At 51.0% G+C, this 26,364-nt stretch carries 18 protein-coding genes; 12 read left to right on the top strand and 6 right to left on the bottom strand.

Annotated elements, in window-relative coordinates; genetic code table 11:
• The first annotated feature begins 6 nt into the window (after window positions 1–6).
• Both KGF88_RS07355 and KGF88_RS07350 read left to right on the top strand, forming a co-directional pair.
• Complete coding sequence (locus KGF88_RS07355) at window positions 7–1,539, top strand: leucyl aminopeptidase family protein (RefSeq protein WP_153825833.1); 1,533 nt, start codon at window positions 7–9, stop codon at window positions 1,537–1,539.
• 23 nt (window positions 1,540–1,562) lie between these two features.
• The gene (locus KGF88_RS07350; protein WP_153825832.1) at window positions 1,563–2,432 is read left to right on the top strand and encodes an MBL fold metallo-hydrolase; all 870 of its coding nucleotides are present in this window, start codon (window positions 1,563–1,565) and stop codon (window positions 2,430–2,432) included.
• A 94-nt stretch (window positions 2,433–2,526) separates the two neighbouring features.
• Here the strand turns inward: KGF88_RS07350 and KGF88_RS07345 are convergent, their stop codons facing one another.
• From KGF88_RS07345 to KGF88_RS07335, 3 genes are all read right to left on the bottom strand, one after another.
• Complete coding sequence (locus KGF88_RS07345) at window positions 2,527–2,928, bottom strand: acyl-CoA thioesterase (protein WP_153825831.1); 402 nt, start codon at window positions 2,926–2,928, stop codon at window positions 2,527–2,529.
• Between the two features lie 69 nt (window positions 2,929–2,997).
• The gene (locus KGF88_RS07340; RefSeq protein ID WP_153825830.1) at window positions 2,998–5,289 is read right to left on the bottom strand and encodes a S9 family peptidase; all 2,292 of its coding nucleotides are present in this window, start codon (window positions 5,287–5,289) and stop codon (window positions 2,998–3,000) included.
• Between the two features lie 113 nt (window positions 5,290–5,402).
• Window positions 5,403–7,658 (bottom strand): TonB-dependent receptor, encoded by a 2,256-nt coding sequence (locus KGF88_RS07335; protein WP_153825829.1) that lies wholly within the window; start codon window positions 7,656–7,658, stop codon window positions 5,403–5,405.
• 188 nt (window positions 7,659–7,846) lie between these two features.
• Here KGF88_RS07335 and KGF88_RS07330 point away from each other — a divergent pair, with 188 nt between their 5' ends.
• Together KGF88_RS07330 and KGF88_RS07325 are read left to right on the top strand one after the other, a co-directional pair.
• Entirely contained in the window at window positions 7,847–9,496 is a 1,650-nt protein-coding gene (locus KGF88_RS07330) for a M28 family metallopeptidase (RefSeq protein WP_153825828.1), read from the top strand.
• Window positions 9,497–9,776: 280 nt separating this feature from the next.
• A complete protein-coding gene (locus KGF88_RS07325) occupies window positions 9,777–12,722 on the top strand; it encodes a TonB-dependent receptor plug domain-containing protein (protein ID WP_153825827.1) in 2,946 nt (981 codons plus the stop codon).
• Between the two features lie 92 nt (window positions 12,723–12,814).
• Here KGF88_RS07325 and KGF88_RS07320 read toward each other — a convergent pair whose 3' ends face one another.
• Entirely contained in the window at window positions 12,815–15,259 is a 2,445-nt protein-coding gene (locus KGF88_RS07320) for a zinc-dependent metalloprotease (RefSeq protein ID WP_153825826.1), read from the bottom strand.
• A gap of 31 nt (window positions 15,260–15,290) precedes the next feature.
• Between KGF88_RS07320 and KGF88_RS07315 the strand changes: the two genes are divergently transcribed.
• A complete protein-coding gene (locus tag KGF88_RS07315; RefSeq protein ID WP_153825825.1) occupies window positions 15,291–15,776 on the top strand; it encodes an HIT domain-containing protein in 486 nt (161 codons plus the stop codon).
• On the opposite strand, the gene fldB is transcribed toward KGF88_RS07315, so the two are convergent.
• The gene (fldB, locus tag KGF88_RS07310) at window positions 15,751–16,284 is read right to left on the bottom strand and encodes a flavodoxin FldB (RefSeq protein WP_153825824.1); all 534 of its coding nucleotides are present in this window, start codon (window positions 16,282–16,284) and stop codon (window positions 15,751–15,753) included. The genes KGF88_RS07315 and fldB overlap by 26 nt on opposite strands.
• A gap of 139 nt (window positions 16,285–16,423) precedes the next feature.
• On the opposite strand from fldB, the gene KGF88_RS07305 reads away from it, so the two are divergent.
• Window positions 16,424–16,723: a YfcL family protein gene (locus tag KGF88_RS07305; RefSeq protein ID WP_110074855.1), complete on the top strand. Its 300-nt coding sequence runs from the start codon at window positions 16,424–16,426 to the stop codon at window positions 16,721–16,723.
• Here the strand turns inward: KGF88_RS07305 and mnmC are convergent.
• Window positions 16,668–18,599: a bifunctional tRNA (5-methylaminomethyl-2-thiouridine)(34)-methyltransferase MnmD/FAD-dependent 5-carboxymethylaminomethyl-2-thiouridine(34) oxidoreductase MnmC gene (mnmC, locus tag KGF88_RS07300; protein ID WP_162014446.1), complete on the bottom strand. Its 1,932-nt coding sequence runs from the start codon at window positions 18,597–18,599 to the stop codon at window positions 16,668–16,670. The two genes, KGF88_RS07305 and mnmC, sit on opposite strands and share 56 nt — an antisense overlap.
• A 134-nt stretch (window positions 18,600–18,733) precedes the next feature.
• Here mnmC and fabB point away from each other — a divergent pair, with 134 nt between their 5' ends.
• From fabB to accD, 6 genes are all read left to right on the top strand, one after another.
• Window positions 18,734–19,945, top strand: a complete 1,212-nt coding sequence (gene fabB / locus KGF88_RS07295) for a beta-ketoacyl-ACP synthase I (RefSeq protein ID WP_153825822.1) — start codon at window positions 18,734–18,736, stop codon at window positions 19,943–19,945.
• Window positions 19,946–20,067: 122 nt separating this feature from the next.
• Complete coding sequence (locus KGF88_RS07290; RefSeq protein ID WP_153825821.1) at window positions 20,068–21,285, top strand: 4-phosphoerythronate dehydrogenase; 1,218 nt, start codon at window positions 20,068–20,070, stop codon at window positions 21,283–21,285.
• A gap of 36 nt (window positions 21,286–21,321) precedes the next feature.
• Complete coding sequence (locus KGF88_RS07285) at window positions 21,322–22,338, top strand: aspartate-semialdehyde dehydrogenase (RefSeq protein ID WP_153825820.1); 1,017 nt, start codon at window positions 21,322–21,324, stop codon at window positions 22,336–22,338.
• A gap of 59 nt (window positions 22,339–22,397) precedes the next feature.
• The gene (locus tag KGF88_RS07280; protein ID WP_153825819.1) at window positions 22,398–24,587 is read left to right on the top strand and encodes a hypothetical protein; all 2,190 of its coding nucleotides are present in this window, start codon (window positions 22,398–22,400) and stop codon (window positions 24,585–24,587) included.
• On the top strand, window positions 24,584–25,414 hold the full coding sequence (gene truA, locus KGF88_RS07275) for a tRNA pseudouridine(38-40) synthase TruA (protein WP_153825818.1): 831 nt from the start codon (window positions 24,584–24,586) through the stop codon (window positions 25,412–25,414). The genes KGF88_RS07280 and truA overlap by 4 nt, the downstream gene beginning before the upstream one ends.
• An 83-nt stretch (window positions 25,415–25,497) precedes the next feature.
• Window positions 25,498–26,361 carry an acetyl-CoA carboxylase, carboxyltransferase subunit beta gene (gene accD / locus KGF88_RS07270; RefSeq protein WP_110074848.1) on the top strand — a complete coding sequence of 288 codons (864 nt, stop codon included), beginning with the start codon at window positions 25,498–25,500 and terminating at the stop codon, window positions 26,359–26,361.
• The last annotated feature ends 3 nt before the right edge of the window (window positions 26,362–26,364 follow it).

Below are 26,364 nucleotides of genomic sequence, written 5' to 3'. Positions count from 1 at the left end.
TACCTTATGGGATTTCCTACAGCGCAAGTGTTAGATAATTATCATGCGGCGATGACCGGCGATTTTGACGCAGTGATTGTGGTGGGCGATTTTGCGCAAGACTTACCAGAAGACTTTGCCGACTTTATTGAACAAGCGGCGCAATTGGACAAACGGGTTGGCAAGCAAGCCTTGTTAGTCGCTGCTGAGGTGCCGGGTGGACGCTTAATTTTGGCACCGACCGGGTCGTTGGAGCGGGATTACGATGACGTACGCGTGATTGCCGAAGCTGCAGGTACTGGGGCGCGTATTGCCCAGCAAGCGGGTAGCAGCAAACCTTTATTAGTGGTGTTTGGGGTGCCTCAGCAAGCGCGTTATGGGCAAGCTGAAGCGGTAGCTTACTGGGGCGCTTGCCAGGCTTTGTATGAGCCGTTAGAGGCGCGTGAAGCACTCGGTGAGGCTGAGTTAGAAACGGTCAGCAGCATTGGTATTGTCGGTGCTCTAGATGCCAGTTGGTTAGAAGCCGTAGAGGCGGGCAAGCGAGTTGCCCGTGACCTGTGTGGAACCGAGCCTGAGCGGATGGCACCGCCGAAGTTTGCCGAGTACTGTCAGCAGGCTTTTGCCCACAGTCCGGTGCGGGTAACTGTGATTGATGACGTGCAACAATTGCAACATGAATACCCATTGTTAATGGCCGTAGCCCGAGCTTCACTTGGGGTGGAGCGCCATTTGCCGTGCGTGGTTCGGCTTGAATACAAAGCACCACAACCAGAGCAAACCTTGCTGATGGCTGGTAAGGGTATCGTTTATGACACCGGTGGTGCTGATGTCAAAACCGGTGGTCATATGGCGGGCATGAGCCGTGATAAAGGTGGCGCTGCAGGTGTGGCTGGGTTTATGAAAACCGTCGCCTTGATGCGTCCAGACACCGTGAGTGTGGTAGCTGAGTTAGGTGTGGTGCGCAACAGCATTGGCGCGGAAGCTTTTGTTGCTGATGAAATCATCACCGGTCACAGTGGCGTACGAGTGCGCATTGGTAATACTGATGCTGAGGGCCGCTTGTTACTCGCTGATTTGTTGTCTCATCTGCGCAGTGAAGCGCATCAATACACCAATCCACAACTCTTTAGTGTGGCGACCTTAACTGGTCATGCAGCCTTAGCGAAGGGGCCTTACACGGCATTGATCCCGAATGGTCCAGCGCGCGTAGATGCTATCACGGATAATTTATGGGAAGCCGGCGAAGTATACGGTGACCCGAGTGAAATTTCTTGGTCTCGGCGCGAAGATTTTAAATTTGTCGCACCGCGGACTAAGGCCGATGACATTTTATCAAGTAACAATGGCCCGTCAGCAACCACCGCACGTGGGCACCAATTCCCGATGGCATTTTTAACCATTGCCGCGGGTTTAGATAAACACGGTAGTGACAGCAACAAACCGCTCCCTTATGTGCATGTCGATATTGCTGGGAGTGGGGTAGAAGGCGGCGATTGGCAACATGGTAAGCCTACGGCGACGCCAGTGGCTAGCTTTGCTGGTTGTTACTTGCACCGTTAATAGCTAACTTTGAGAACAGTAACATGCGTGGATTTAAACTGGTTCAGTTAAAACAGACGGCGTGGGCCGCATTGGTCTTGCTTGTTGCAGCACCAGCGTGGGCACAGGCTAACCTTGCTGAGGTTGAGGTTAAAGCCACGCAAGTTGCAGGCAATGTATATATGCTCACGGGTATGGGCGGCAACATCGGCGTTTATGTGGGTGATGATGGCGTGGTCATGATCGATGCCCAGTACCAAGGGTTGGCAGACAAGATCACTGCGGCGATTGCGGCCGTGACCGAGCAACCGATTAAAACTCTAGTAAATACCCATTTTCATGGTGACCATACTGGTGGTAATGCTCCGTTCGCTCGCAACGGGGTGATGGTTGTGGCTCATGAGAATGTCAAAACACGATTAGCGGCAAACGATAAATTTGACCGTGATGGCCTGCCTAAAGTGACTTTTAGCGATGGCTTAGAAGTGAAGGCTGGTAGCCAGAGCGTGCGGCTGCAGCATTATCCAAACGGTCATACTGATGGCGATGTGGTGGTATGGTTTCCGCAAGCAAATGTCATTCACGCCGGTGATTTGTTCTTTGTTGATCGCTTTCCGTTTATCGATTTAAACGCGGGCGGCAACGTGCAAGGCTTTATTGATAATGTGCGGGCGGTGATTGCCGAGCTAGATACACAAACTCAGATCATCCCGGGCCATGGGCCTTTATCTAATCGAGCAGATTGGTTACGCCTAGTGCACATGATTGAGGCGACGCGCGAAGAAGTACTTACGTTGAAGCAGCAAGGCATGAGTGTTGAGCAAGTGATCGAGCATGGCCTAAGCGAGCAATGGCAGGCTTGGTCATGGAGCTTTATTAACGAAGAGCGCTGGATTCGTACCCTATATCAATAAGTTTGGATTGCGCTACAACAATAAAAAGCCGCTACAGTGGTACTGTCAGCGGCTTTTTTGTCAGTTATGGCGTTAGTGAATGGAAGCGCCAACCTTACATGATTGGAGTTTCGATCTCGATCGCATCCAACTGTGCTTTTGTTTTGCCGTGGGGCTGTGGCATGCGGCTGGTTGGGTCGATGTGAACAAATACAATGTCATCGGCCACGCAAATATTCTGTTTGGTTTGCTTATTCCGCACCACACAGGTGACGGTTACAGAGGTTTTACCCACCTTTTTGACACCTAACCCAAATTCAACCACATCGCCCTGATACGCAGAGGTTTCAAAGCTGATGGCGCCAATGTGTTTCGTTACTAAGCTTTTGGCATCTAGCTGGCAGGCCGCATAGATATAAGCTTCTTCGTCAATCCATTCGAGAATACGACCACCGAATAACGAGCCGGCAAAATTCAAATCATTAGGCATAACCAAACGACGAGATAAAAAACGCATGAACACCCACTCCTTTGTGGAACTGTCAGTGATACTTAGAGTACAACCTGTACGGTTACTTAGTATAACTTATTGTAAGTGTCTGGCAAAAAAGTCTGCGATCATTTGGTAGCGATGAATACTAGTCTCGCGGCCGCTTAAACCGTGTGCCTTACCGGGGTATGCCATCATCTCAAAGGGCAGCATCTGTTGTTGTAACTGCCAGGTGAGCAATGCAGTGTGGCTGTACAGTACGTTGTCGTCCGCCATGCCGTGATAAATCAGCAGGGGGCGTTGTAACTGCTTCGCATAGGTCATCACATTTGCCGCCCGGTAACCATCTGGATTATCTTGCGGGGTGCCCATGTAGCGCTCGGTATAATGAGTGTCATAAAGCGCCCAGTCGGTGACCGGAGCACCGGCTACAGCGGCCGCAAATTGTTGCTGGGCCCGTAAAATAAGGTGCAACGCCATATAGCCACCGTAACTGTGGCCAAATACGCCAATGCGCTCACCGTCCACATAGCTTTGTTGTGCAAGCCATTGCGCTCCCAACTGTTGATCGGCAACTTCAAGTTGTGCTAACTGTCGATAAATACCGGTTTCGAACTGGCGGCCACGGTTGCCACTACCGCGATTGTCTAAGGCAAAGACCACAAAGCCTTGGCGCGCTAAGTATTGGGTAAAATAGTCACCCCAGCTGTTGGTTACCCGCTGAGCACGCGGGCCACCGTAAACCATAACGACGGCCGGATAACGACGGTTATCAGCCATCATGGGTGGTTTGTGTACGCGGTAATAGAGGGTCTGGCCATCGGCGGCAGTGAGTTCGCCAAATTCTGGGTAGCTCCATTGCTCGATATAGGGTGCCAAGGGATGTTCGGCATTGATGTTATTTTCGTGCAGCCAGACGATGCGCTCACCCGTGGGGCCATGTAAACTTACTTGCGGTGGTTGCTTGGCACTGGAAAAATAGCTGATATAGCTGCGTCCGTTGCCGGCAAACACCACTTGATGCATGCCGCGGCGCTGACTGAGTTGACTCGGTTGGCCAGGATTATTGGTATTCAAGCTGGCGCGGTAGAGATGACGTTCTAGAGGGGTTTGTTTGCGCCCAGTAAAATAAACCACCCCAGTGATTTCATCCACATGACTTAATTCATCGACATTCCAATCGCCACTGGTGAGTTGGCGAATCAAACTGCCATCCAAACGGTACAAGTAAAGATGCTTGAAGCCACTGCGCTCAGAGGCCCAGACCAAATGGCGAGCATCTTCCATAAAGTGCAAATCATCATGCAGATTCACCCATTGTGCGCTGGTTTCTTGCAGCACCAGTTGGGGCGCACCTGTTGTGTTAATGTCCTGCACATAAAGATTCAGTTGTTGCTGCAGGCGGTTCTGCCACTGATAGCTCAGCCGTTTGCTGTCGGGCACCCAGTTAACTCGGGCTAAGTAGCCGCTGCCATGGCGTTTAGGCAAGTCAAACCATTGTGGTTTGAGTTGCTGCGAGAGTTTCTGCGAGAGTTGCTCGGCAGACTCTGGCACCAGCTCGGCCGGTAAGCTCAATACCCCTAAATCAACCAGCGCATTGGTTTGTCCGGCGGCAGGGTAGGGTTGTTGTACCAAGGTGCTTTGGTTGGCATGAATATCCACTCGAGTTTGAATCGGCACTTGGCTCAAATCGACCCGAGTTAAGGCAATATGGCGCTCATCGGGGCTCCACCAATAGCCCGTCATGCGTTTCATTTCTTCTTGGGCAACAAACTCAGCCGTTGCAAATTGCTCGGTGGCGCTGCTGCGTTCAGTTAACTGTAGCGTGCGTTGTTGGGCGAGATCAATTAACCAAAGGTTGTAATCATGAACGAAGCTGATGTAATTGCCGAGCGGAGAAAAGCGCACATCTGTGGCGAAGTAATCCGCATTGGTGAGCTGCTGGGTGTTAGCGCTGGCGATGTCGTATAAATACAACTGTCCCTGCAAAGGAAAGAGCAGTGACTGGCTATCTGGCGACCATTGATAATCAACAATACCGCTGGCGCTGATGCGCAAGCGTTCACGGCGCGCCTGCTCTTCAGCAGAGAGGGCAATATCACTGGCAGTGAGATCAGCCGCTTGAACTAGGCGTTGATGCTTATTTTCGCGTACTTGGTACAGCCACAAATCGTAAACGTTCGGAGCATCAGCAGAGCCGGCCAAATAACTGACCCACTCACCAGAGGGAGAGATTTGAATACGCTGTGGGGCTGTGGTGGTTAGGCTAGGGGCAGAAAAAATGCGCTCGATATCAAAATCAGCAGTGTCCGCCCGAGCCGCAGCCGGCGCTAAAGCGGTGAAGAAGAGGCTTAACGTTAAAATCGCAATGCTAATCGCAGTGGGCATGCCTGCTAGGTTCCTGTGTTAAATTTTACTTGTAGCATTAAGTAACATTTAAGCAGTGTATCAAAGCAGGCCGCCAACTGAGTTAAGGTGCGGTAAAGTGCGCCTTGTGTGCGCTAGAATTCACCACGTATACCAATACTAAAATTACGTCCACGGACGGGAGCGTCATCTTTGAGGTACGAGCTATGCACAAAACCGAGTTCGTCGGTTAGGTTCTCAGCTTTTAGGTATAGGGTGATGCCATGCTGCTGTAACGCCACCGGAAATAAATTAAGCTGGGCATTGAGTAAGCCATAGCTAGGCGTGGTGGTTTCGTACGCAGTGATTCGGGTTTGGCTGTTGTACCAGGTGTAGCCTAGCTTGGCTTCCCATTGGTCGGCTTGATAACGACCCTCAGCACCTAAGCGTTGGGCGGGAATGCGCGGCAGGTTGTCGCCGCCATCGCGGGCACGGCCACGAATGTAATCGCTAAACGCAGTGAACTCAACCTGTTCGGTCACTTCCCAGCGGCTACTTAATTCGTAGCCGTAAAGTTCAACATCGCGTTGCTGATAGGCGACGATGGGCAAAGCACCGCCATGATCATGGTCATGAGCTTCGCCTGGTTGTTCGGCATGTTCGTCGTGTTCATGGTGGTGAGCAATGTCGCTGCTAACAAAGCCGCTGTAGGCATTAAATACATAATCATCAATGCGGTTATAGAACATGGTCCAGTCTAAATGGAAACTGGCTAAGTTTAGGTGCAAGCCAAGATCGATGTTATTGGATTGTTCTTTGCGCGGTGCCGTTGCTGCAGGTTCAATATGCAGATGGTGCTCGCTTAGCGCATCGAGTTGATAGGTTAAGCCAAGCTCGTAGGTACGGGTCGCCAAGTGCTGACCATTGGCAAACAGCTCGTTGGCAGACGGAGCCCGCTGGGCATGACTGAGGTTTGCTGAGAGCTGAACTCCTGGCTGGAGCTGGTAAGTTAAGCCTAATGATGCGGATACCGGTTGGAATGAGTACTCATTGACACTCACATCCTCGTAACGCACCCCAGTTTGCCAGGTGATCTGGTCGATTTCGCGCTCAAGCAACCAAAACAAGCCATGTCGCTCGGTGGTTGAAGCTGGAGTATAGGCTTCGGCACCAAAAGCGCTTTGTTGCTGGTCAAAATAATGATAGCCAAAGGCACCTTGCCAGCCTGCCAGCGGCTCATGATTTGCGGTTAAACGCAGCTCATGCTGTTCGTTAGTAAAGGTGGTTGAGGGCAGTTGATCTTCAATTTCTTGATGTTGATAATCAGTAAAGCCGTAGCGAAGTTCTACTTTTTCAATGCCTTGTAAGCTAGGCGTGAGCCAGCCACCGTGTACTTGGATACGGTTCTGCCAAAGATCAGCGAAGGGGCCGACCTCGGCATGCACCTCAGCCTCGTGCTCGTGTTCATGCTCATCGGCGTGCTCATCAGCATGGTCATCTTCGTGGGCATGGTCATGCCCAGGAATACCATATTGCTGCTCTAAACGTCCGTAAGAAACGCCAAAGTAGCCTTGGTCAAACAGATAACTGACGCCAAGGTTTACCCCTTCAGCATCCACAAAGCTGTTGTTAATTCGAGTGAGGTTTTCACCCTCGTCATTAGTAAAGCTTGGAACATCGTAGTCATCGCTACGACGAATAAAGGCATCAGCATGCCAGACGGTATTTTTATGATCGGCATTAAAACCGACGGTAGCATCGCGCAAATTGCTGGCGGTATTGAGGTTCACACCATAAAAGCCGCGACTGCCCCCGACAAAATCTTGCGCAATGCGCTGGTCAACAACGTTAACCACGCCTCCGATGGCACCACTGCCGTACAACAAGGTGGCAGGGCCACGAAAAATTTCGACTTGCTCAGCCACCGAGGTTTCAGTGGTGACCGCATGGTCCGGTGAGCCGCGTGAGACATCGGCACTATCTAAGCCGTTTTGGGCGATTTTAACCCGCGGACCATCAAGGCCACGAATGATCGGGCTACTGGCAACTCCAGCAAAATGAGTGGCGTTGATGCCAGGCTCATGCATGAGGGTGTCGCCCAGCGTGTGAGCTTGATTTTCACGCAGTTCATCGCCAGCCATAACGCTGATGGGTTGCGCCGATTCTAAGACAGTACGAGCTAACGGACTACTGGTGATAACGATCACTTCGGTGTCTTGGTGCTGATGCTGAGCTGCTTCTGTGGTGCTTTCGGTGGCTGTGGTTGCGCCTTGGTCTTGGGCCAGAGCGTTGCTACTAAAGCCAGTAACCACAACGCCTGCAAGCAAGCTTGATACCATCAAGTTGAGTGGTTTTATGGATGTTTTGATAGGTTTCTGTGACCTAGCAAGGGTCGCTTGAACAACAGGCATTGATACTTTCTCCACCGTCAAAATAAGCAGGGTTGTGTAATGTTATAATGTAACAATAACACGGGTTTTTGCACCAGGCAATAGGGTCATTCCTACCCAGTGTGGTTGCTTAGGCTATTGTTGCCAGTAGTCTTTATCGCTAAACTGTGAAGCGAAAAATAACAAATACACCATGAATGGAACCCTTTATGCGCTTAATTTCGATGTTTGGCTTGACGCTGATCGCGGCAAGCTTGGTCGGTTGCAATGATGTGACCGACACCGAGGCTAGCAATAACAGCACTGTTGCCGCAGTGACTGCCAATGCCAGTACCTTGCAAGCCCACTTAGAATTTCTAGCTAGTGATGAACTTGAGGGCCGTGACACCGGCAGTCAGGGGCATGAAATTGCAGCTAAATACATTGCCACCGAGTTTAAGCAGTTGGGCCTAGAGCCGGCTGGTGATGATGGCACTTATTTTCAGCGCATTAAATTCAGACGGAGCTACTTAGAAGAAAACTCAGCCACTTTCACCGTGCGCAACGGCGATACCGAAATTGAGTTTGATTATCCTAAGCAGTTTATTACCGGGCCTAGTGCCTACACCGAGCAGGACGATGTGACTGCGCCGCTGGTGTTTGTTGGTTATGGTTTGGTATCCGAAGCGTTTGGTTTAAACGATTATGCTGGGGTGGATGTTAACGGCAAAATTGTGGTGATGCTCACCGGTCGCCCGGCCGATTTACCAAGCGAAGAAGGTGCCCACCTGAATAGCAGCAAAACAAAATTTGCAGCTGAGCGCGGAGCGGTAGGCATTATCACGCTGCATAGCCCAGAGCGCGAAAAAGTAAGGCCTTTTGAAGTAGGGGCTATGTATCAACGGGCGCCTACAGTGCGCTGGTTGCAGCCAAATGGTGAACCCAATGTGGCCTACAAAAATATTGCTGCGGGTGCCTATTTGCATCACGAAGCAGCAGCGCCATTATTTGCCAAGGCGCCGCAGAGCTTAACGGATATTTTTGCGGCAGCTGAAGCAGGCGAGCCGGTGCCTAGTTTTGAATTAGGTTTTGAAGCACAGCTTACACGCGCTTCTCGCCACGAAGAAATTAGCAGCCCGAATGTTGCGGCGGTATTACCGGGTAGCGATCCACAGTTAAAACATGAGTACGTGCTCTACACCGCACATTCAGATCATATTGGTATCACCAAAGATCTAAGCCAAGACGACCATATTAACAATGGTGCCATGGATAACGCCTCAGGCGTAGCTGTGATGTTAGAGACGGCACGAATGTTTGTGGAATCAGGCGTTACTCCGAAGCGTTCGGTGTTGTTTTTATCGGTGACAGCCGAAGAGCGTGGTCTGTTAGGTGCGGACTATTTTGCGCATCAACCGACAGTGCCTTTGGCAAATATCGTAGCTAACGTGAACCTTGATATGCCGGTGTTGTTGTATGACTTTGCTGACGTGATTGCATTTGGCTCAACCCATTCAACCTTGGGTGAGACAGTGGCCAGCGCAGCCGGCAAGTATGGTATCGAGCTGAGCGAAGATCCGATGCCAGAACAGGCGATTTTTACTCGCTCAGATCACTACCCATTCGTGAAGAAAGGCGTACCAGCGGTATTTTTAATGACCGGCTTTACCGCTAAAAATGAAGATGAAAACGGTGGTGAAGTGTGGGGTAAGTTCTTTGCTGAGCACTATCATCGCCCTAGCGACTCGACCGACTTACCCATTAATTACGATGCCGGCGTGGTCTTTACCAACATCAACTATGCCATTGGCGAAGAAATTGCTAATCAGCAGCAGCGTCCGCGTTGGTTGCCTGAGTCATTTTTTGCCAAGCTCGATTGATGATTTAAGTTTAACTAGCTTAAAAAGCGCGGGTTATCAAGCCTGCGCTTTTTTTTGTACAAATTGTTTGATATTCGAGCTGGCGGTGGTGAGAACTGAAAACTAAGGCTGTCGTTAGTCGCTATTTTCCCGCTCTATAGCAAGAATATTCCGTTATTTACTTGTAATTTTATAAAGAAATTGGATACATTGAAGGTCAGTCATTGTTTTGCGACAGTGCTTCTGGCAAATAGTTTCCTGACTTTTTGTTGATTACAAAAATAAAAAATGATCTGGAGAGATGATGAAAAATAGTCACATCGCCAAATCAGTACGTCTTGCTTTAGCCTTTGGTGCAGCCTCTACGCTGTTATCAGCTGGTGCATATGCACAAGATGTCACTGATCAAGATGAGAACGCCGATGCGGAAGAAAAAGCGGAACGTATTACCGTTGTAGGTTCGCGTATTCGTACCGACGGTATGGATAATCCTACCCCGCTTGAAGTTATTTCCACCGAACTAGCCGTTGAACAAGGTTTAAATACCTTGGGTGAATTGCTACGTACCTCTACTGTGGCTTCTGGTTCAAACCAGTTAACTGCAGCTATGTCGGTAGGTAGCGTAACCGAAGGTGGTGCTGGTAACGAGTCTATCTCAATGCGTGGTTTAGGTGCGAACCGTACCCTCGTATTGTTGAACGGTCGCCGTGCAGGGCCTGCCGGTACTCGTGGTCAAGTAGCTGCGTTTGATATGAACTCGATTCCTGTATCTGCAGTTGAACGAGTTGAAATCTTAAAAGACGGTGCGTCGTCTTTATACGGTTCTGACGCGGTAGCTGGTGTTATCAACATTATCACTAAAAAAGGTGATGAATCAGCGATTAACTTCAGTGCTAATCAGCCAACTGAATCAGGTGGTGAAAACTACCGTTTGAATGGTACTTACGGTCAAGCCTTTGATAAAGGTTCATTCCGTGTGGTTGCTGATTACCGTTTACAACAAGAATTGGCCCGCGGAGATCGAGACCACTTTGCTTGTGAACAGCGTTATTTGATCGACCAAGCCACTGGCGAGCGTGCTGATCCGATCGATCCACGTACCGGTAACTATCACTGTAACGACTTACCTTACGGCATGTGGTTATGGGACTACGGCGCAGGTAACTACCTATCAACCATTCAGAACTACGATTACGATGGTTCTAAAACAGCAGCTGGTTTGCCAACTTACAACCCGGTCAACCCAGGTGACATTGGCGTACCAGAAGGTTGGTACCCAGTGGGTTACGACAAGCTTACTGATGGTTGGTTAGATGCCGATCACCCGTTCCAAGACTTGCAAACCATGGTACCACGTACTGAAGCATGGTCATTGTATGCGCAGGCCGATTATGATTTGTCTGACAACGTGCGTTTCTATTCAGAAATCTTGCACAGTGTGCGTGAAACTAAGATCAACAGCTACCGCCAATTCTGGGAACCCTTCATCCCTGCATGGGAAGGTTTGGTACCTGGCTGGGAAGGTGATGTAGCGTTAGATCCAACGGCTGTAACAGATCACTCTGGTAGCGTTACCACCATCGACTACACCCGTGGTGTGGTAGGTTTGGAAGGTTCGCTAGGCTTCTGGAACTGGGATATTTCTTGGCAGCGCAGCTTAAGCAGCGGTACCTATGACACCAAGATTATCATGCAAGATGCGCTAGAAATGGCCGCTAATGCGATCTGGGGTGACCCATGTGAAGGTGAAGTATCACCTATTTCACAACGCGCTTGTTATGCGATTGATTTCTTTGATCCAGAATACGTTCGCGGTAACTTTGACCAAGGTACCCGTGATTTCTTATTCGGTATGGACCATGGTAAAACCATCTACAAACAAGATACTGTTGATGCTTACATCACCGGTGACTTATTTGATTTACCAGCGGGTACCGTAGCAACTGCAGTTGGTGTGGCTTATCAAACTGACTCGATTGTGGACACTCCCGGAGAGCAAACCTTACAAGGTAACTCATGGGGTATGAGTAGCGCTGGCATCACTGCCGGTCGTCAAACCACCGTAGCTGCCTATGGTGAGATTCAGGTTCCAGTACTACGTGATTTACCAGGTGTTCACTCGTTAGATTTAACCGGTTCTGCCCGTTGGACTGATGTTAACACTTACGGTAGCGACACCACCTTCAAGATCAGTGCAAACTGGGCTATTACTGAAGATTTGCGCGTACGTGCATCACGTGGTACTTCGTTCCGTTCACCGGCGTTGTTTGAATTGTACTTAGGCGACCAATCAGCGTTCTTTGATCAGCGTAGCGACCCATGCTGGGATTGGGCAGCTCGTGAAGATGCTGGTACTATCAATGAGCGTGTGCTAGCCAACTGTCAAGCTGACGGTATCCCTGGCGATTACGCACAAGACTTCGGTTCTGGTACTGCCTACACCGGTGGTGGCGCTGGTACTCTGAAAGCTGAAACCTCAGTCTCTGAAGGGGTTGGTATTGTCTGGAGCAGCCCAGAAGGTACTGTGGCAGCGTCAGTAGATTATTACCAAGTACGTATCGACAACCAAGTTGACGATATTACCGGTGTAAGCATTCTTAACTTATGCTATCGCTCAGATGACTTCGAAAACGAGCCGTTCTGTGATCGCTTTACTCGTAACGATGGTACCGAAACTGGTAACTGGGGAATCGACGAGGTTTACGGTGGTTACGTAAACGTTGCTAGCCAGTACGTACGTGGTGTGGATACCGTGTTAAGCTATCAAGACGATACCCCGATGGGTTATTTACGTCTGCGTTTAGACCACACTATCCAAATCGAGCGTACTTACCAGCAGTTTGCTGATAGCCAACCAGAGCAGTACGTAGGCTTGTTGGGTAACCCACGTCATTCAGGTACTATCACAGCGTCATTAGAGCGTGATACTTGGACCTATACTTGGGCCACGCGTTATGCTGGTAAAGTGAACGACTATGGTGAATACATCAATGGTTCAAAAACTACCTATCGTGGTACTCCAGTGTACTTTAATGCTGAAGCTCCAACGACTTTCTACCATACTGCGTCAGTATCTAAGCAATTTGAAAACGATATTGATTTAACTGTAGGTATTACTAACGTGTTTGATAAGAAGCCACCATTAGGTAGCCCAGCTTACTCATACACTACCGGTAATGCGATGATGTACTCACAGTACGATCAGTTCGGTCGTCAAGTGTTCATCAACTTGAACTACTCGTTCTAATGGCATTGAGCTTGTTATAAGCACTTGTAAAAGAGGCCAAGTCGGATAACGACTTGGCCTCTTTTTTATGCCTGCTGGGTAGGTGAGATTCTTTAGATTGGCGAACCCGGTGGTAGGGCTGCAGCAGCCGGCACCGGCCAACGTTGATGCTCTAACAACTGCTCGAGTGCATACACCACATAGGCTTGATGGGCTGAGGCGGGCGCCTGTTGCCATTGCTGTTGCTGCTGTTGTAAAAACTGCCACAGCGGAGCTTTGACGACCGCACTGAGCTGTTGTTGCTGATAGACCTGAGCCACCGCAGTCAGTGTTTCAAAGGCTAACCGTTGCGTCAGGGTATCCGCCGAGGCAGCTTGTGCCGGGGTTAGGGTGGTATCTGCCAGGGTCGCTAATAGAGTGCTAATGCTAGGGATACTTGGCGCTTTACTGTGCTGTTGTGCGAGGCGCTCTAGGCGTTGTGGCTGTAACAGCAAATCAAGGGTAAAACGGGCACTGCTGGCCGCCATGCTATCGGTATCTGGCAATAATCCAGTAAGCCCAGTAAAGCGCTCACGGTCGTAGCCCTCGCCGTAGGCCGGTGCAGTGAGTAGTTCCTGTATTGCGGTGGGTAAACGCAAGGTATCGGCTTGTAGCGTCTTCATTAACACCTGCAGTGCGCGCTGTTGTTGGCTAGCATTGACCGCCCGCACGGGTCGGAAGGGTTCACCTTTCACGCTGTAATCGTAATGCACTCCAGCAAGCATTTTTACGGCGGCTTCTACTTGATAGCGATGCAGTAAATACACCGGGACTAACACATTTTGCAACTGGCTTAAGGGTTGGCCCGCGGCTAAGTTGGCCAGGCCAAATTGCTGCAAAGCGGTGGCGCGTACGGCGAGAATACGCTCTAGTTCGGTGACCGCATCACTGCCGTTATCCCATAAATGGGCATCAGGATGAGCGCCACCAGGAGCACGCGCATCACGGTCTGAGATAAAGCTTAAGCCCAACCGACGATTCTGCTCGAGCACCTTGGCTAAATCGCCGTCACCATAGCCGTAAGCCACCACTTGCTTATCCCAAATACCTAGGCCTTCGGTGTAGGCTCCGGCCAAGCTTAAACCTTGCTCATTGGTACTTAAACTTACTAAAGGATGGGGGTAATCCATCACCGAAGCACGGTCATGGCTGCTGGCGGCAAAGTTATGGGCAATCCCCAATGTATGACCGATTTCGTGGGCTGATAGCTGACGAATCCGTGCCAGCGCCATGGCCTCGATATCAGCAAGTAATTGCTGCTGTGTGGCCGTCTCGGTGTGGTCTTGATAAGGTGCCAGTAAGCCTTGGGCAATCAGCATATCTTGACGGACGCGGAGCGAGCCGAGCGTGACATGACCTTTGATGATTTCGCCGGTGCGGGGGTCGATAATTGACGCGCCGTAAGACCAGCCGCGAGTGGCTCGATGCACCCATTGAATGACGTTGTAGCGCACATCCATCGGATCGGCATCGGCTGGCAACTCGCGTACTTGAAAGCCGTCAGGGTAGCCAATTTCGGCAAAAGCTTCCGCCCACCATTTTGCTCCGTCAAGTAGCGCCGTACGCACCGGTTCGGGTACGCCGGGGTCTAGGTAATAGATGATCGGGTTGGTCGCGCTTAACCGATGGCGTGGAATGTATTGCACCGTAAGTGGTTGTCCTAATGGGGCGGCATAATCTTGGTGAGCCTCGCTCCAAAACCCACTTTGCGGATGAAATTGCCGCGGTTGGTAATTGGCATCAGGTAATCGAATAAAAGAGTGATGTAAATGCAGAGTCAGCTGATTGGCATCGGCGGCCACTTGGTTGACGTAACTGCCACTGGCTTGGCCACTAAAGGTGAGTTTAGCTTCGAGCTCGGTATTGTCGGCAAAAGCTTTACTGCGCGCAGGATAAATCACTGATTGAGCGCTATTGACCTTATAGTTGCCCTGTTTGCTCTGAGCCAAGCGTTGCACCACACCATGGGTATCGCTGAGTAAAAACGGCGTATAATCAATCAGCACTGCATCGGCATCGGCAGCGACTACTTTAAAACCCGCAATAACTGAACTAGCAAAGGCTTGCTCGATACTGGCGCGCTCAGCCGCATTGTCGCTATTAGCGCGAAACTTGGTATTATGTTGTTGCAACAACACTTTATCGCCTTCAATTAAAAAACTTGCTAGCCGAGTAGCTCCTAATTGACCGCGGTCTAAACCTATGTCGTTAGAGCCTAAGCCCCACGGCAAACTGGTTTGAAAAATAAATTGGGTTTGCGCACGTGGCACCTTGAGGTAGATATTGCCTTGGTGCTGATCGTGATAAAAGCTAAAAAAGCCTTGGTGCTGCTGCATCTTTGCCGTAAAAGTAGCAATAGCCGAGCTTTGCTCATTGGTAGCTGACGGAGCTGTTGCCGCAGAAGGAGCCGAGGGCTGAGCGGGAGTTGCGATGGCAGTACTGCTGATTAAGCTCACAGCAATAAAGCCAGCTAAGCTAAGTACGCCTATTGAACGCCGAGATAAAGTTATACATTGCATGATAATCATCCACTGAAAAACGGAATACAAAATGTCAGACACAGGGTATACCAAAGCGCCAGCAGAAACTAACCCAAGCACGACTAACGGGCCAAAAGATGATGCCAATTTCAAGCTTGATGAACGTTTAGCGGCCGATAGCTTTTGGTTAGCAAGCTGGCCGTTGTGTGAGCTGCGACGGTTTGACGATCAACGCTACGCGTGGCTGATGTTGGTGCCGCGGCGGGCTGATATGACCGAGTTTGTTGACTTGAGCGAGGCCGACCAAGTGCAGTTGGCGCGTGAGATCAAACAAGCAAGTGAGATGCTGTTACAGGATGCGCGGCAACGCCAGCAAAAGGTTAAGCTCAATGTCGGCGCGCTAGGTAATGTGGTGAGCCAGTTGCATATTCATGTGCTGCTGCGTCAGCCCAATGATCCTGCGTGGCCAGGGCCAGTATGGGGCCACTCAGCCGCGTTACGATTTGCCGCAGCCCAGCAGCAACAAGAGCTTACACGCTGGCAAGCTCTTCTTTAAGTTGCGCACACCACTGCGCAATACGCTCATCGCTATACTGGTATTGGCTGTCTTCATCTAGCGCTAAGCCGACAAAAAATTCGTCGTTGTTGATGAGGGCCTTAGAAGCGGCAAAGTCATAGCCTTGGTTCGGCCAGAAACCTAATCGAATACAGCCACGGGTATTGGCGTGGCTGGCGAGCTCATCGTGCAGCATGCCTAGTGCATCTTGAAACCAATCGGTGTAACCCACTTGGTCACCCATACCAAACAGCGCCACTTTTTTATCAGTGAGCTGCAACTGGCCGATATCTTGCCAATGGCTTTCCCAATCTTCTTGAATTTCACCAAAATCCCAAGTTGATAGGCCAAAAATAAGCACCTCGAACTGCTCTGCATGAGCCAGAGATACATCTTTGATATTAAACAGCTCGACTTCGCCCGGGGCAAACTGAGCTTGAATTTTTTCCGCTGCAATTTCGGTAAAACAGGTGGTGGATCCGTAGAATAATCCTATCGGTGTGGTCATTCTTCCTCACAGCATTGCGTTATCTCAATCAAGGTGGCACTAGTGTATCAGAAATGCCTTGGCTTATGGTATTCTTGCGCACTGCAACAGCCACGCCAACAGGTGGCTTAAGTAACGTTTGGGTGAAGGAAAGTAGGTAATGGCATCAGCAGAGTTTCAGCAATACGTGGAACAATTAGAAGAAGTTTTTGAGCGTGCGGTGGTGACAGGTACAGACGACGAACTGTTTGCCAGCGGCTACTTGCGCGGCCATTTTGATTTGGTGGTGGCGCAATTGGAATTGCAAGAACTGGCCCAAACCACAGCCATTTTGCCGGCGGTGCGTGCTTCAGTAGAGCACGCCAAGCACGAATTAGCGCCCGCCGACATGGTTCATATACAGGCTATGCTGGCGCAGCTTGAAGCCGTTGCGGAGCCAACCGCTGCAGCAGCTCAGTAGCCAAGGGCAGGGGTTCTTGCAGCCATTGGCTGACTAATATTTCTGCGGCCAAGGGCGCACTGGTAAACCCGCGTGAGCCAAGCCCACCCAAGACCGCCAAGGTGGGTGTGAGCCAACCGCAGGCGGGCAAATGATCGCGGGTGGTGTTGCGCTCGGCGGCACGGTCAGCGACAGCTTCTAACTGCTCGGCCCAAGCACTGGCAGTCGGCCCCAGATTATCAATCAAGGTGGCTAAATTTTCCTGCTGATCGGCCGTTTGTGGTTGCTGCGCTAAGCTGGCTGGGTAGTTGCGCGCGTAGGTGGCGCCAACACAATGACGACCGTCTTCGGCAGGCGTAAAATAGCCCTTGTAGCAGACCACCGTTGGGCAGCTACTGCTGGTTGCTGTTGCTGCCACCTGAGTGACTTGGCCACGCACATTACTAAACTGCAACTGCCACGGCGCGAGCAGCTGCTGCATGGCAGCGCCGGCGGCGACCCACAGCAAATCAGCGCTACCAACTAAGCTAGCCCCACTATAGAGGTGCCAACCAGAAGCATGTGGCTTGATGGCGGTAATTTCTTGGTGCTCTTTCCCTGGCTCTTTACCCAGTTCTTTTCCTAGTTCAATGATGGTTAATAACTCACCGCATTGCTGCAATAAATCAGCCACAAGTTTGGCCGGACTGACCCACCCGGCGCGCGGATAAAATAAGCTTGGCTGCGCTGGTAATTCCGCCCAATGTTGTTGAGTGGTAGCAGCGCTCAAGCCATGCACGGTTTCTGCATGGTACAGTTGGGCGGCTAAAAGTTTGTGTTGGCGTTGCTGGCGCTCCTGATTAAAGCCGAGCTGCAAGACTCCGCTTGGATGCCAACAGGCGGGTGCATACTGTGCATAGAACTGGCGAGCCTGATGAAAGGCACCGACAAAAAACTGTGCGAGCGGACTGAATTGCGCATGTAACAGAGGGTACACTGCTCCTTGCGCGTTGCCTGAGGCGCCACTAGCGATACCTGTGGTATACAAGGTCACCGCGTGACCGCGGCGGGTCAGTGACCAAGCCAAGCAAGCTGCCGCGATACCTCCGCCAATAATGGCTAACTGAGGCGCCTCAGCAGTCGCTCTCGCAGCGCCATTTTGCTCGGACTGTGTGGGTTCAGAACCTGTTTTCTCGCAAAGAACGCCGCGTAGCATCTCGCGTTTATGGCCAAAGCCTTTAACCTTGAGCACACTAAAGCCAGCTGCTTGTAAACCACGGCGAACGGCACCGGCAGCGGTAAAGGTAGCAAAAGTACAGCCAGCACGAGCATGACTGACCATGGCGTTAAATAATTCAGGTTGCCACATGGCTGGGTTCTTATCCGGGGCAAAGCCATCCAAAAACCAAGCATCCACGCTTTGTTGCGAAGGCCACGCCGGCAGCAGGTCGAGAATGTCACCAAACCACAGATCTAAGGTGACCCGGCCTTGGGCAAATTGCAGTCGATGACACCCAGCCTCGGCCGCAGGGTAATGCGCCTGCAGTTGCGCTGCTAACTCTGCGAGCTCTGGAAAGTGGGCTAGCGCCCGCTGCAAATCAGCGCGGGCTAAGGGGTACTTTTCAAATGAGACAAAATGCAGTCGCAGCGAGCTAGGCGCCTGTTGCATAAAAGCATGCCAGCAGGCAAGAAAATTCAAGCCGGTACCAAAACCAGACTCGGCTACTACAAACAGCGGATGCGGATGAGTTTGCCAGCGTTGGGGTAGATCGTTATGCTGCAAGAATACGTAACGACTTTCGGCCAGACCATCGCTGTTGGTAAAATAAATATCATCAAAAGCGGTAGCGACCGGTAAACCATGGTCGTTGTAGCTGATTTGCGCAGGCTGCACCGGCTGAGGGGGAAGTTTACTCACAAAAAAGTCATCCAATCAGGTGGCTAATCTAGCGCATTAGTGTAACAATTTTTAGGTAAAAATACGGAAAGCAGACCACTTTTTTTCAGAAGTGGGCTACCATACAGCAGCGCTCAGCAAGACAGGACATGAGAATGAGAAGAGCAGTGATTACCGGACTTGGCATTGTGTCGAGTATCGGCGTGAACAAACAAGAAGTGTTGGAGTCGTTACAACAAGGACGCTCGGGCATTGAATTTTCTCAAGAATTTGCCGATATGGGGTTACGTTGTCAGGTTTGGGGGCCAGTACGGGCTAACCCAGCTGATCATATTGACCGCAAAGCATTACGCTTTATGGGAGATTCTGCCGCCTATGCCTACATGGCCATGGCGCAAGCGATAGCCGATGCCGGCTTAACCGACGAACAAGTGTCAAACCCACGCACAGGTCTGGTGGTTGGCTCCGGTGGCGCTTCTGGCGAGCACCAGGTTGCCGCTGCTGATATCATGCGTGAAAAAGGCGTGAAGCGAGTGGGGCCTTACATGGTGCCTCGTTGCATGGCTTCTACCACGTCGGCATGTTTAGCAACGCCATTTCAGATCAAAGGGGTGAACTACTCCATCAGTTCAGCCTGTGCTACTTCGGCGCACTGTATTGGTCATGCCTTAGAACTGATTCAATTTGGTAAGCAAGACCGTGTGTTTGCTGGTGGTGGTGAAGAATTGCACTGGACCTTAGGCATGGAATTTGATGCCATGGGTGCACTTAGCACCAAGTACAATGACCAGCCTACCAAAGCCTCGCGTACTTATGATGTGGATCGTGATGGCTTTGTGCCGGCCGGTGGCGGCGGTATTCTGGTGATTGAAGAACTAGAAACAGCGTTGGCACGTGGTGCTCATATTTATGCTGAAATTGTTGGCTATGGTGCCACTTCGGACGGCTACGACATGGTTGCGCCATCAGGCGAGGGTGCCGTGCGTTGTATGCAAATGGCCTTAGAGACTGTTGATACGCCGATTGATTACCTGAACACACACGGTACCTCAACCCCGGTTGGCGACACTAAAGAGCTGGAAGCTATTCGTGAAGTGTTTGGTGACGCCACGCCAATGATCAGTGCCACTAAAGCGATGACTGGCCATGCCCTAGGTGCGGCAGGTGTCCACGAAGCTATTTACTCGTTACTGATGATGCAACATGGTTTTGTGGCGCCATCCATCAACGTGGAAAACTTAGACCCAGGTGCTGCTGGGATGAATATTGTCACCAGCCCAACCCCAGCTAACATTACGACGGCGATGTCGAATAGCTTTGGTTTTGGTGGCACCAATGCCACACTGGTTTTGCGTAAGTATCAGTAACCTAGCTTGCTGCAAGCAGCTATCTTAACGGTAGCTGATGGTTTACAAAAAAGGTGCGCCAAGGCGCACCTTTTTGTTGTAAGCTAGCTCGTCTGTTTTAGTGAGCTATAAGTGGCCCATCTATGATCAATCTTCTCGCCGATGCCAGTATGCCGGCCCTGGCCCAACTAGTACGCGCCTGTCAGCAAGCTGGTATGGCGTTGCAGCTAGAAACTTTTAGTGGACGCCAGCCCGACGCTTTCCAACTAGCGCGAGCCCAAGTACTACTGATCCGCTCGATTACCCAAGTTACCAAGGAACTGTTAGATCAAGCTCCGCATGTGTGTTGGATCGGCACCGCAACCATAGGTACTGAGCATGTTGATGCGTCAGCTTGCCAGGCGCGGGGGATTAAGTTTGTCAGTACCCCCGGTGTGAACGCACAAGCGGTGGGTGACTACGTTGCCAGTGCCGTAGCCGCGTTAACCTTGGCGCAGGATGCAGCCTTAACCGGGCCAGTGGCGATCATTGGTGGTGGGCATACGGGCCAAGCTGCTGGGGCGCGACTGCAAGGTTTGGGCTATCAGGTGCATTGTTATGATCCGCCTTTAGTGGCACAGGGGATAAGCCAACGAGATGGCATGCCGATTCACGCCAACTGGCAGCAGGTGTTAGCCAGTGCAGCGATCAGCTGCCATGTGCCACTCACGCGCAGCGGACCTTTCGCTACCTACCATTTGCTGGATGACGCCAGTATCGCTCAGTTACCTGCAAATTGTGTGCTGATTAACGCAAGTCGCGGGCCAGTAGTTGCAGAGTCCGCTTTGCGCGCCGCAGCTAACCGACAACAACCATTGCGAGTGGTACTCGATGTGTGGGAGCATGAGCCACAGATAGCTACGGATTTATTGCCCTGGCTGAGCTTAGCTACCATGCATATTGCTGGGCATAGCATGGCTGGCAAAGTGGCCGGCACCTTGCAATTACTGCAGCAACTGCTGTCTTGGTTGCCAAGTTCCGAGTTAGCCCAAGCCAGTGGCACCGCCATGCCCGTACATGAATTGCCAGACTTAATTGATTTATTGCAAGCTTGGCCGACAAGTGTACAGCCGCAGCTATGGCAGGCAAATGAGGCCCCTGATTGGCGAACACTAGCATCCTGGGTCTTGGCGATTTATGATATACGCCAAGATGATTTAGCGTTACGACAACAGCCTGCTACACCGGCCGCTTTTGACCAACTGCGGCGTGGTTATGCGCATCGTCCTGAATTAAGTGTTGGACAGGTGCAAGGTGGTTCTTGGCTGGCCACAGAAGAATGGCGTAAGCGCCTAAAACAATTAACTTTTCAATTCAAATAAGGCTGCTAAGGCGGCCCACCAAAGCTAGGAGTGGTTATGTCACGTGCATTTAATGTTGCGGTATTAGGAGCAACCGGACTGGTTGGCCAACAGATGATTGAAATTCTAGAAGCACGTGGCTTTCCTGTGGCTGAACTGTTTCCATTAGCCAGTAGCCGTTCGGCAGGTACCCAGGTGCAGTTTCGTGGCGAAGAGATTACCGTGCAAGATGCCGACACCTTTGATTGGAGCCAAGTTGACATTGGCTTCTTCTCTGCCGGTGGAGCGATTTCTCGCATGTACGCACCACGCGCTGCGGATGCTGGCTGCGTGGTGATTGATAACACCTCTGAATTTCGCTACGAAGCAGATATTCCGCTGGTGGTGCCAGAAGTAAATGCTCATGCGTTGGCCGATTTTCGTAATCGCAATATTATTGCGAACCCCAATTGCTCAACCATTCAGATGTTAGTGGCCTTGAAACCTATTTACGATGCGGTAGGCATTGAGCGTATCAACGTGGCGACCTATCAGTCGGTATCCGGTGCTGGTAAAGAGGCTATGGACGAGTTAGCCCAGCAAACGGCTGCCTTACTAAACGGACGGCCGGTAGAAGTTGAAACCTTTAGTCGCCAAATTGCTTTTAACTGCATTCCACAAATCGATGTATTTTTAGACAACGACTACACCAAAGAAGAAATGAAAATGGTGTGGGAGACGCAAAAGATTTTTGGTGATGAAAGCGTGCGCGTGAATGCCACGGCAGTGCGGGTACCCGTTTTCTTTGGCCATGCCGAGGCTGTACATATAGAAACCATGCAGCCGATAGATGCTGAGCAAGCAAAACAGTTGTTGCGCGCTGCGCCCGGGGTTATCTTATTGGAAAATAATGAAGATTTCCCAACCCAAGTAGGTGATGCGGCAGGTCATGACAGCGTCTTTGTCGGCCGCGTGCGTAATGATATTACCCATCCGCAAGGGCTGAATTTGTGGGTAGTAGCTGATAACGTACGTAAAGGTGCGGCGACCAACAGTATTCAAATTGCGGAACATTTGATTCGCGATTATTTGTAGTCAAACCTCGTAGCATGGCTATCGATAATAATAACAAGAGTAAATGAGGGATCTAGTCAATGAAACGGAACATCAAGCGTAGCTTGTTGAGTAGTGTAGTAGCAGCGTTGTCAATCGCTGGCGTCGCGGCGCAGGCGAGCATTGTGCCAAGCTCTATTGCGCTTGCTGGACAGGCGCAGACCGCCTCTCGTTGGCAAGCTGAGCGCTTTGGCCCTATTGTATCGAGTGATACGCTGTGGACCATAGCTATGTATTACAGCGACAAGCGCGATCTCAATGTGTACGAGATGATGGACCTCATCATTGAAGCTAACCCGCGGGTGTTCCCGAATGGTCTTGCTGACCATATGTTGGATGGGTTTTATCTAACCATTCCCACGGATGGCATGGTTGCCACGACCGAGGTTACAGTCGCTAAGCCAAAGCCGACTGCGGGGGATAACTCAGCTCAGCCGGCAGCAAGCCAAACCAGCCAAGCCGCTGCTGCAGGTGGTTTAGCCCCTAGTGAACTGGCTGGATTACGCAATCAGCTGGCCCAGTCGATAGAGTTAATTGAACAACTGCAGCGACAAAATCTTGAGTTGCATGAGCGGTTGTTAGCGGTCACTGAAGAGCTCGGTGAGCTGCGCTTAAAAGTTAATGCAGAGCAACAAGCAGAAGCTGAGTTACAACAGCAAATCAGTGCGGAAGTGACGGCTCAACGACAAGAAAGTGTTACCACTGAAACTCCTGCGGATGCTACTGCAGCAGCGTTGCAAGCGGCGGCATCAGTAGCTGCTGAGCAGTCAGAACAGGCCAACCAAGCTGCGTCTATCCGACAACAGCCACCAGCCCCAGCTAAACCAAGTTTATTGGCTTGGTTAATGCAGCCACTGCATCTGTTACTGGTGGTAGGGGTACCATTACTGTTGGTGTTGCTATTTGGCTATCGTTTTTATCGACAACGTCAACAACAGCAATCGAGTCAGTATAAAGGTGCATTAGATGCTGCTGCCAGAGAGCAGCAATCGGCAGTGGCCGCCGACAGTGCTGCTGCGGCCAGTGCTGTGGCGGGGGGCACTGTTGCAGATGCCGCAAGTTCGCAAGTGGCGCCAACCTTGGAAACTGTCCCCAGCGCCTTTGAAGAAGCCGAGCAAGCAGCGTTAGCAGCCGGAGTCACCGCCTTAGCAGCAGATGCAGCTCAAGCTGATGATGCAGCCGAGAGTGCGGCCGAGCCGGCGGCCGAGAGTGAAGCTGAGAGTGCGGCTGATGATGCGGCCGAGCTGGCCAAAGAGCAGGTCGAAACTGACGCCGCAGAAACTAGCTTAGAACAGTCATTACAAGACTTGGATGCGGAACTAGAATTCACTCCCCAAGCAACCGCAGCGCAAGATTCATCAACAGCTGCCGAGCCTGATGCCGAGTTGGAAACCGAGCTCGATGCCGAGTTGGAAACCGAGCTCGATGCCGAGTTGGAAACCGAACTCGATGCCGAGCTGGAAACCGAGCTCGATGCCGAGCCAGAAACCGAACTCGATGCCGAGCTAGACACCGAACTTGATGCCGAGCCTGACGATTTGGATGCGGAGCTAGAGGCTTTGTTTGCTGAGCAAGATGCGGTGTTTACGGCTGCGGCAGAGACTCGTGGTGACGCTGAGCCAACCGATACTGCTGAATCTGCTGCGGAAAACCTGATTGAATTTGAGTTGGAGGATTCAGATCTGTCGGCAGCGAATGCTGCGGAGCAGGAGCCCGATGACGGTAGCTACGTGGATCAAGAATTTGGTGATAGCGCCTATGCCGGAAAAGCTTATGGCGATGAAGCCTATAACGAAAACCAGTATCAACAAGAATACCAACCGGCCTCGCTCGTTGAAAGCGATGATGAGGATCTTGCTGCCTTGCTGGAACAAGCCGAGGATAGCAGCGAAGCTAGTTGGCAAGATGAGCCAGCAGGCCAAACTGAATACGATTTATCGCAACAAGATTCAGACGATGACTACTTAGCGATCGAGCAGCTCTTGGAAGAAGCGGAAGCCGAGGGTGCCAATGATTTTTCACACACCCTCTATGAGAGCGAAGCCGGCAGTTTGCCCACCGGTGAAGACACCGCACTAAATCACCTGGATTTAGCCCAAACCTATTTAGACATGGGTGATTTTGCTGCTGCGCGGGCTGAGTTATTAGCTATTGATGCCAGTAACGATGAAGATTTGCAGCGTGAAATCGCTATGCTGCAGCAACAGATAGATGAACAGGACGGTGCATGACCGAGCAAGGTAGTAGTAGCGGAACCACCCGCATAGCCTTAGGGATTGAATACGATGGCAGCGCTTTTTATGGCTGGCAACGACAACGCGAAGTTATCTCAGTACAGCAAGTACTTGAACAAGCGTTAAGCAAAGTGGCTAATCATCCGGTTGAAGTCACCTGTGCCGGACGTACCGATGCAGGGGTGCATGCGACCGGACAAGTGGTGCACTTTGATTGCCAGTTCGAGCGCGCTATGCCGGCCTGGACCATGGGCGTGAATAGCAATCTACCAGCGACCGTGGCCGTGCGTTGGGCGCAACCGGTTGCGGATGATTTTAACGCACGCTTCAGTGCGACCGGACGGCGTTACCGCTATATTATTGCCAATGGCCGTTATCGGCCGGGTATCTTAGGCCAGGGCTTAAGTCATTATCACCAGCCGTTAGATGTAGCTCGTATGCATGACGCCGCGCAAGGGCTGCTAGGCGAGCATGATTTTAGTTCGTTTCGTGCCGCGCAATGCCAATCTCATTCACCGAATCGGTGTGTGACCCACATTCAAGTGCAACGCTTAGGCGACTTTGTCGTGGTCGATATTGCCGCCAATGCGTTCTTGCATCATATGGTACGTAACATCGTTGGCACTTTGCTGGAAGTAGGCAAAGGTAGCCAAGCGGTCGGGTGGCCAGCCCAGGTGTTAGCGCGAAAAGATAGAACCCAAGCTGCGGCTACAGCGAAGGCCGAAGGATTGTATTTGGTGCAGGTAGATTACCCCGCCCACTTTAACTTACCGCAGGTAGAGCCTGGGCCCTTATGGTTACCCAGTGCGGTGGTATGGGGCTAACAGTTAAGACCACTTTTTGCTAAACTAGTAAGCACGAATGTGCTTTAATAGCGCCATTAAATTATTGAGACAAGCGAATTACTATGAGCTGGATTGAGCGAATTCTTGCAAAACCAAAGAGCAGCAAAAAGCGTGAAATTCCCGAGGGAGTTTGGGCCAAATGCAGCAGTTGTGATGCCATTTTGTACAGCGCTGATTTAGAGCGTAGCCTGAATGTCTGCCCTAAGTGTGATCACCACATGCGGGTATCGGCGCGGATGCGGCTTAAGCACTTTTTGGATGAAGGTAAAGTTACCGAGATTGGTGCTGAGCTTGAACCGAAAGATGTGTTGAAGTTTCGAGACTCAAAAAAATACAAAGATCGTATTGCCGCTGCGCAAAAAGCTACGGGTGAGAAAGATGCCTTAGTTGCGCAAAAAGGTACCTTAAAAGGTATGCCGGTGGTGGCTGTCGCGTTTGAATTTGAATTCATGGGTGGTTCTATGGCATCCGTGGTTGGTGCGCGTTTTGCTGAAGCAGCCAAGGTGTGTTTGCAAGAACGGATTCCATTGGTGTGTTTTTCAGCATCAGGTGGCGCCCGTATGCAAGAAGCCTTACTGAGTTTGATGCAGATGGCAAAAACATCAGCGGCGTTAGCGCGCATGAGCGAAGCTGGTTTGCCTTACATTTCGGTACTGACAGATCCAACCATGGGTGGCGTATCAGCTAGTTTGGCCATGTTGGGTGATGTGAACATTGCAGAGCCCAAGGCTCTGATTGGTTTTGCTGGGCCACGAGTGATTGAGCAGACGGTACGCGAAACGCTGCCAGAAGGCTTCCAACGCGCTGAGTTCTTACTCGACCATGGGGCTGTTGATATGATTGTTGATCGGCGCCAAATGCGAAATACCATTGCGTCCTTGTTGGCCAAGTTCCAAAACTTACCGGCTGTAGCCGACGAATATTAATCC

It is taken from the genome of Idiomarina loihiensis (assembly GCF_024584785.1).
GTDB classification, from domain to species: Bacteria; Pseudomonadota; Gammaproteobacteria; order Enterobacterales; family Alteromonadaceae; genus Pseudidiomarina; species Pseudidiomarina fusca.
The sequence above is the reverse complement of the archived record's forward strand: the minus strand, read 5'-3'. Positions and strand labels throughout refer to the sequence as shown.

Bases quoted from the DNA above. Each gene is read 5' to 3' on its own strand.
- KGF88_RS07305 (WP_110074855.1), top strand. From the start codon at position 16,424: ATGGCATCAGCAGAGTTTCAGCAATACGTGGAACAATTAGAAGAAGTT.
- KGF88_RS07320 (WP_153825826.1), bottom strand. From the start codon at position 15,259: ATGCAATGTATAACTTTATCTCGGCGTTCAATAGGCGTACTTAGCTTA.
- truA (WP_153825818.1), top strand. From the start codon at position 24,584: ATGACCGAGCAAGGTAGTAGTAGCGGAACCACCCGCATAGCCTTAGGG.
- KGF88_RS07335 (WP_153825829.1), bottom strand. From the start codon at position 7,658: ATGCCTGTTGTTCAAGCGACCCTTGCTAGGTCACAGAAACCTATCAAA.
- KGF88_RS07345 (WP_153825831.1), bottom strand. From the start codon at position 2,928: ATGCGTTTTTTATCTCGTCGTTTGGTTATGCCTAATGATTTGAATTTT.
- KGF88_RS07325 (WP_153825827.1), top strand. From the start codon at position 9,777: ATGATGAAAAATAGTCACATCGCCAAATCAGTACGTCTTGCTTTAGCC.
- KGF88_RS07350 (WP_153825832.1), top strand. From the start codon at position 1,563: ATGCGTGGATTTAAACTGGTTCAGTTAAAACAGACGGCGTGGGCCGCA.
- KGF88_RS07330 (WP_153825828.1), top strand. From the start codon at position 7,847: ATGCGCTTAATTTCGATGTTTGGCTTGACGCTGATCGCGGCAAGCTTG.
- KGF88_RS07280 (WP_153825819.1), top strand. From the start codon at position 22,398: ATGAAACGGAACATCAAGCGTAGCTTGTTGAGTAGTGTAGTAGCAGCG.
- KGF88_RS07290 (WP_153825821.1), top strand. From the start codon at position 20,068: ATGATCAATCTTCTCGCCGATGCCAGTATGCCGGCCCTGGCCCAACTA.
- accD (WP_110074848.1), top strand. From the start codon at position 25,498: ATGAGCTGGATTGAGCGAATTCTTGCAAAACCAAAGAGCAGCAAAAAG.
- KGF88_RS07285 (WP_153825820.1), top strand. From the start codon at position 21,322: ATGTCACGTGCATTTAATGTTGCGGTATTAGGAGCAACCGGACTGGTT.
- fabB (WP_153825822.1), top strand. From the start codon at position 18,734: ATGAGAAGAGCAGTGATTACCGGACTTGGCATTGTGTCGAGTATCGGC.
- fldB (WP_153825824.1), bottom strand. From the start codon at position 16,284: ATGACCACACCGATAGGATTATTCTACGGATCCACCACCTGTTTTACC.
- KGF88_RS07340 (WP_153825830.1), bottom strand. From the start codon at position 5,289: ATGCCCACTGCGATTAGCATTGCGATTTTAACGTTAAGCCTCTTCTTC.
- KGF88_RS07355 (WP_153825833.1), top strand. From the start codon at position 7: ATGGGATTTCCTACAGCGCAAGTGTTAGATAATTATCATGCGGCGATG.
- KGF88_RS07315 (WP_153825825.1), top strand. From the start codon at position 15,291: ATGTCAGACACAGGGTATACCAAAGCGCCAGCAGAAACTAACCCAAGC.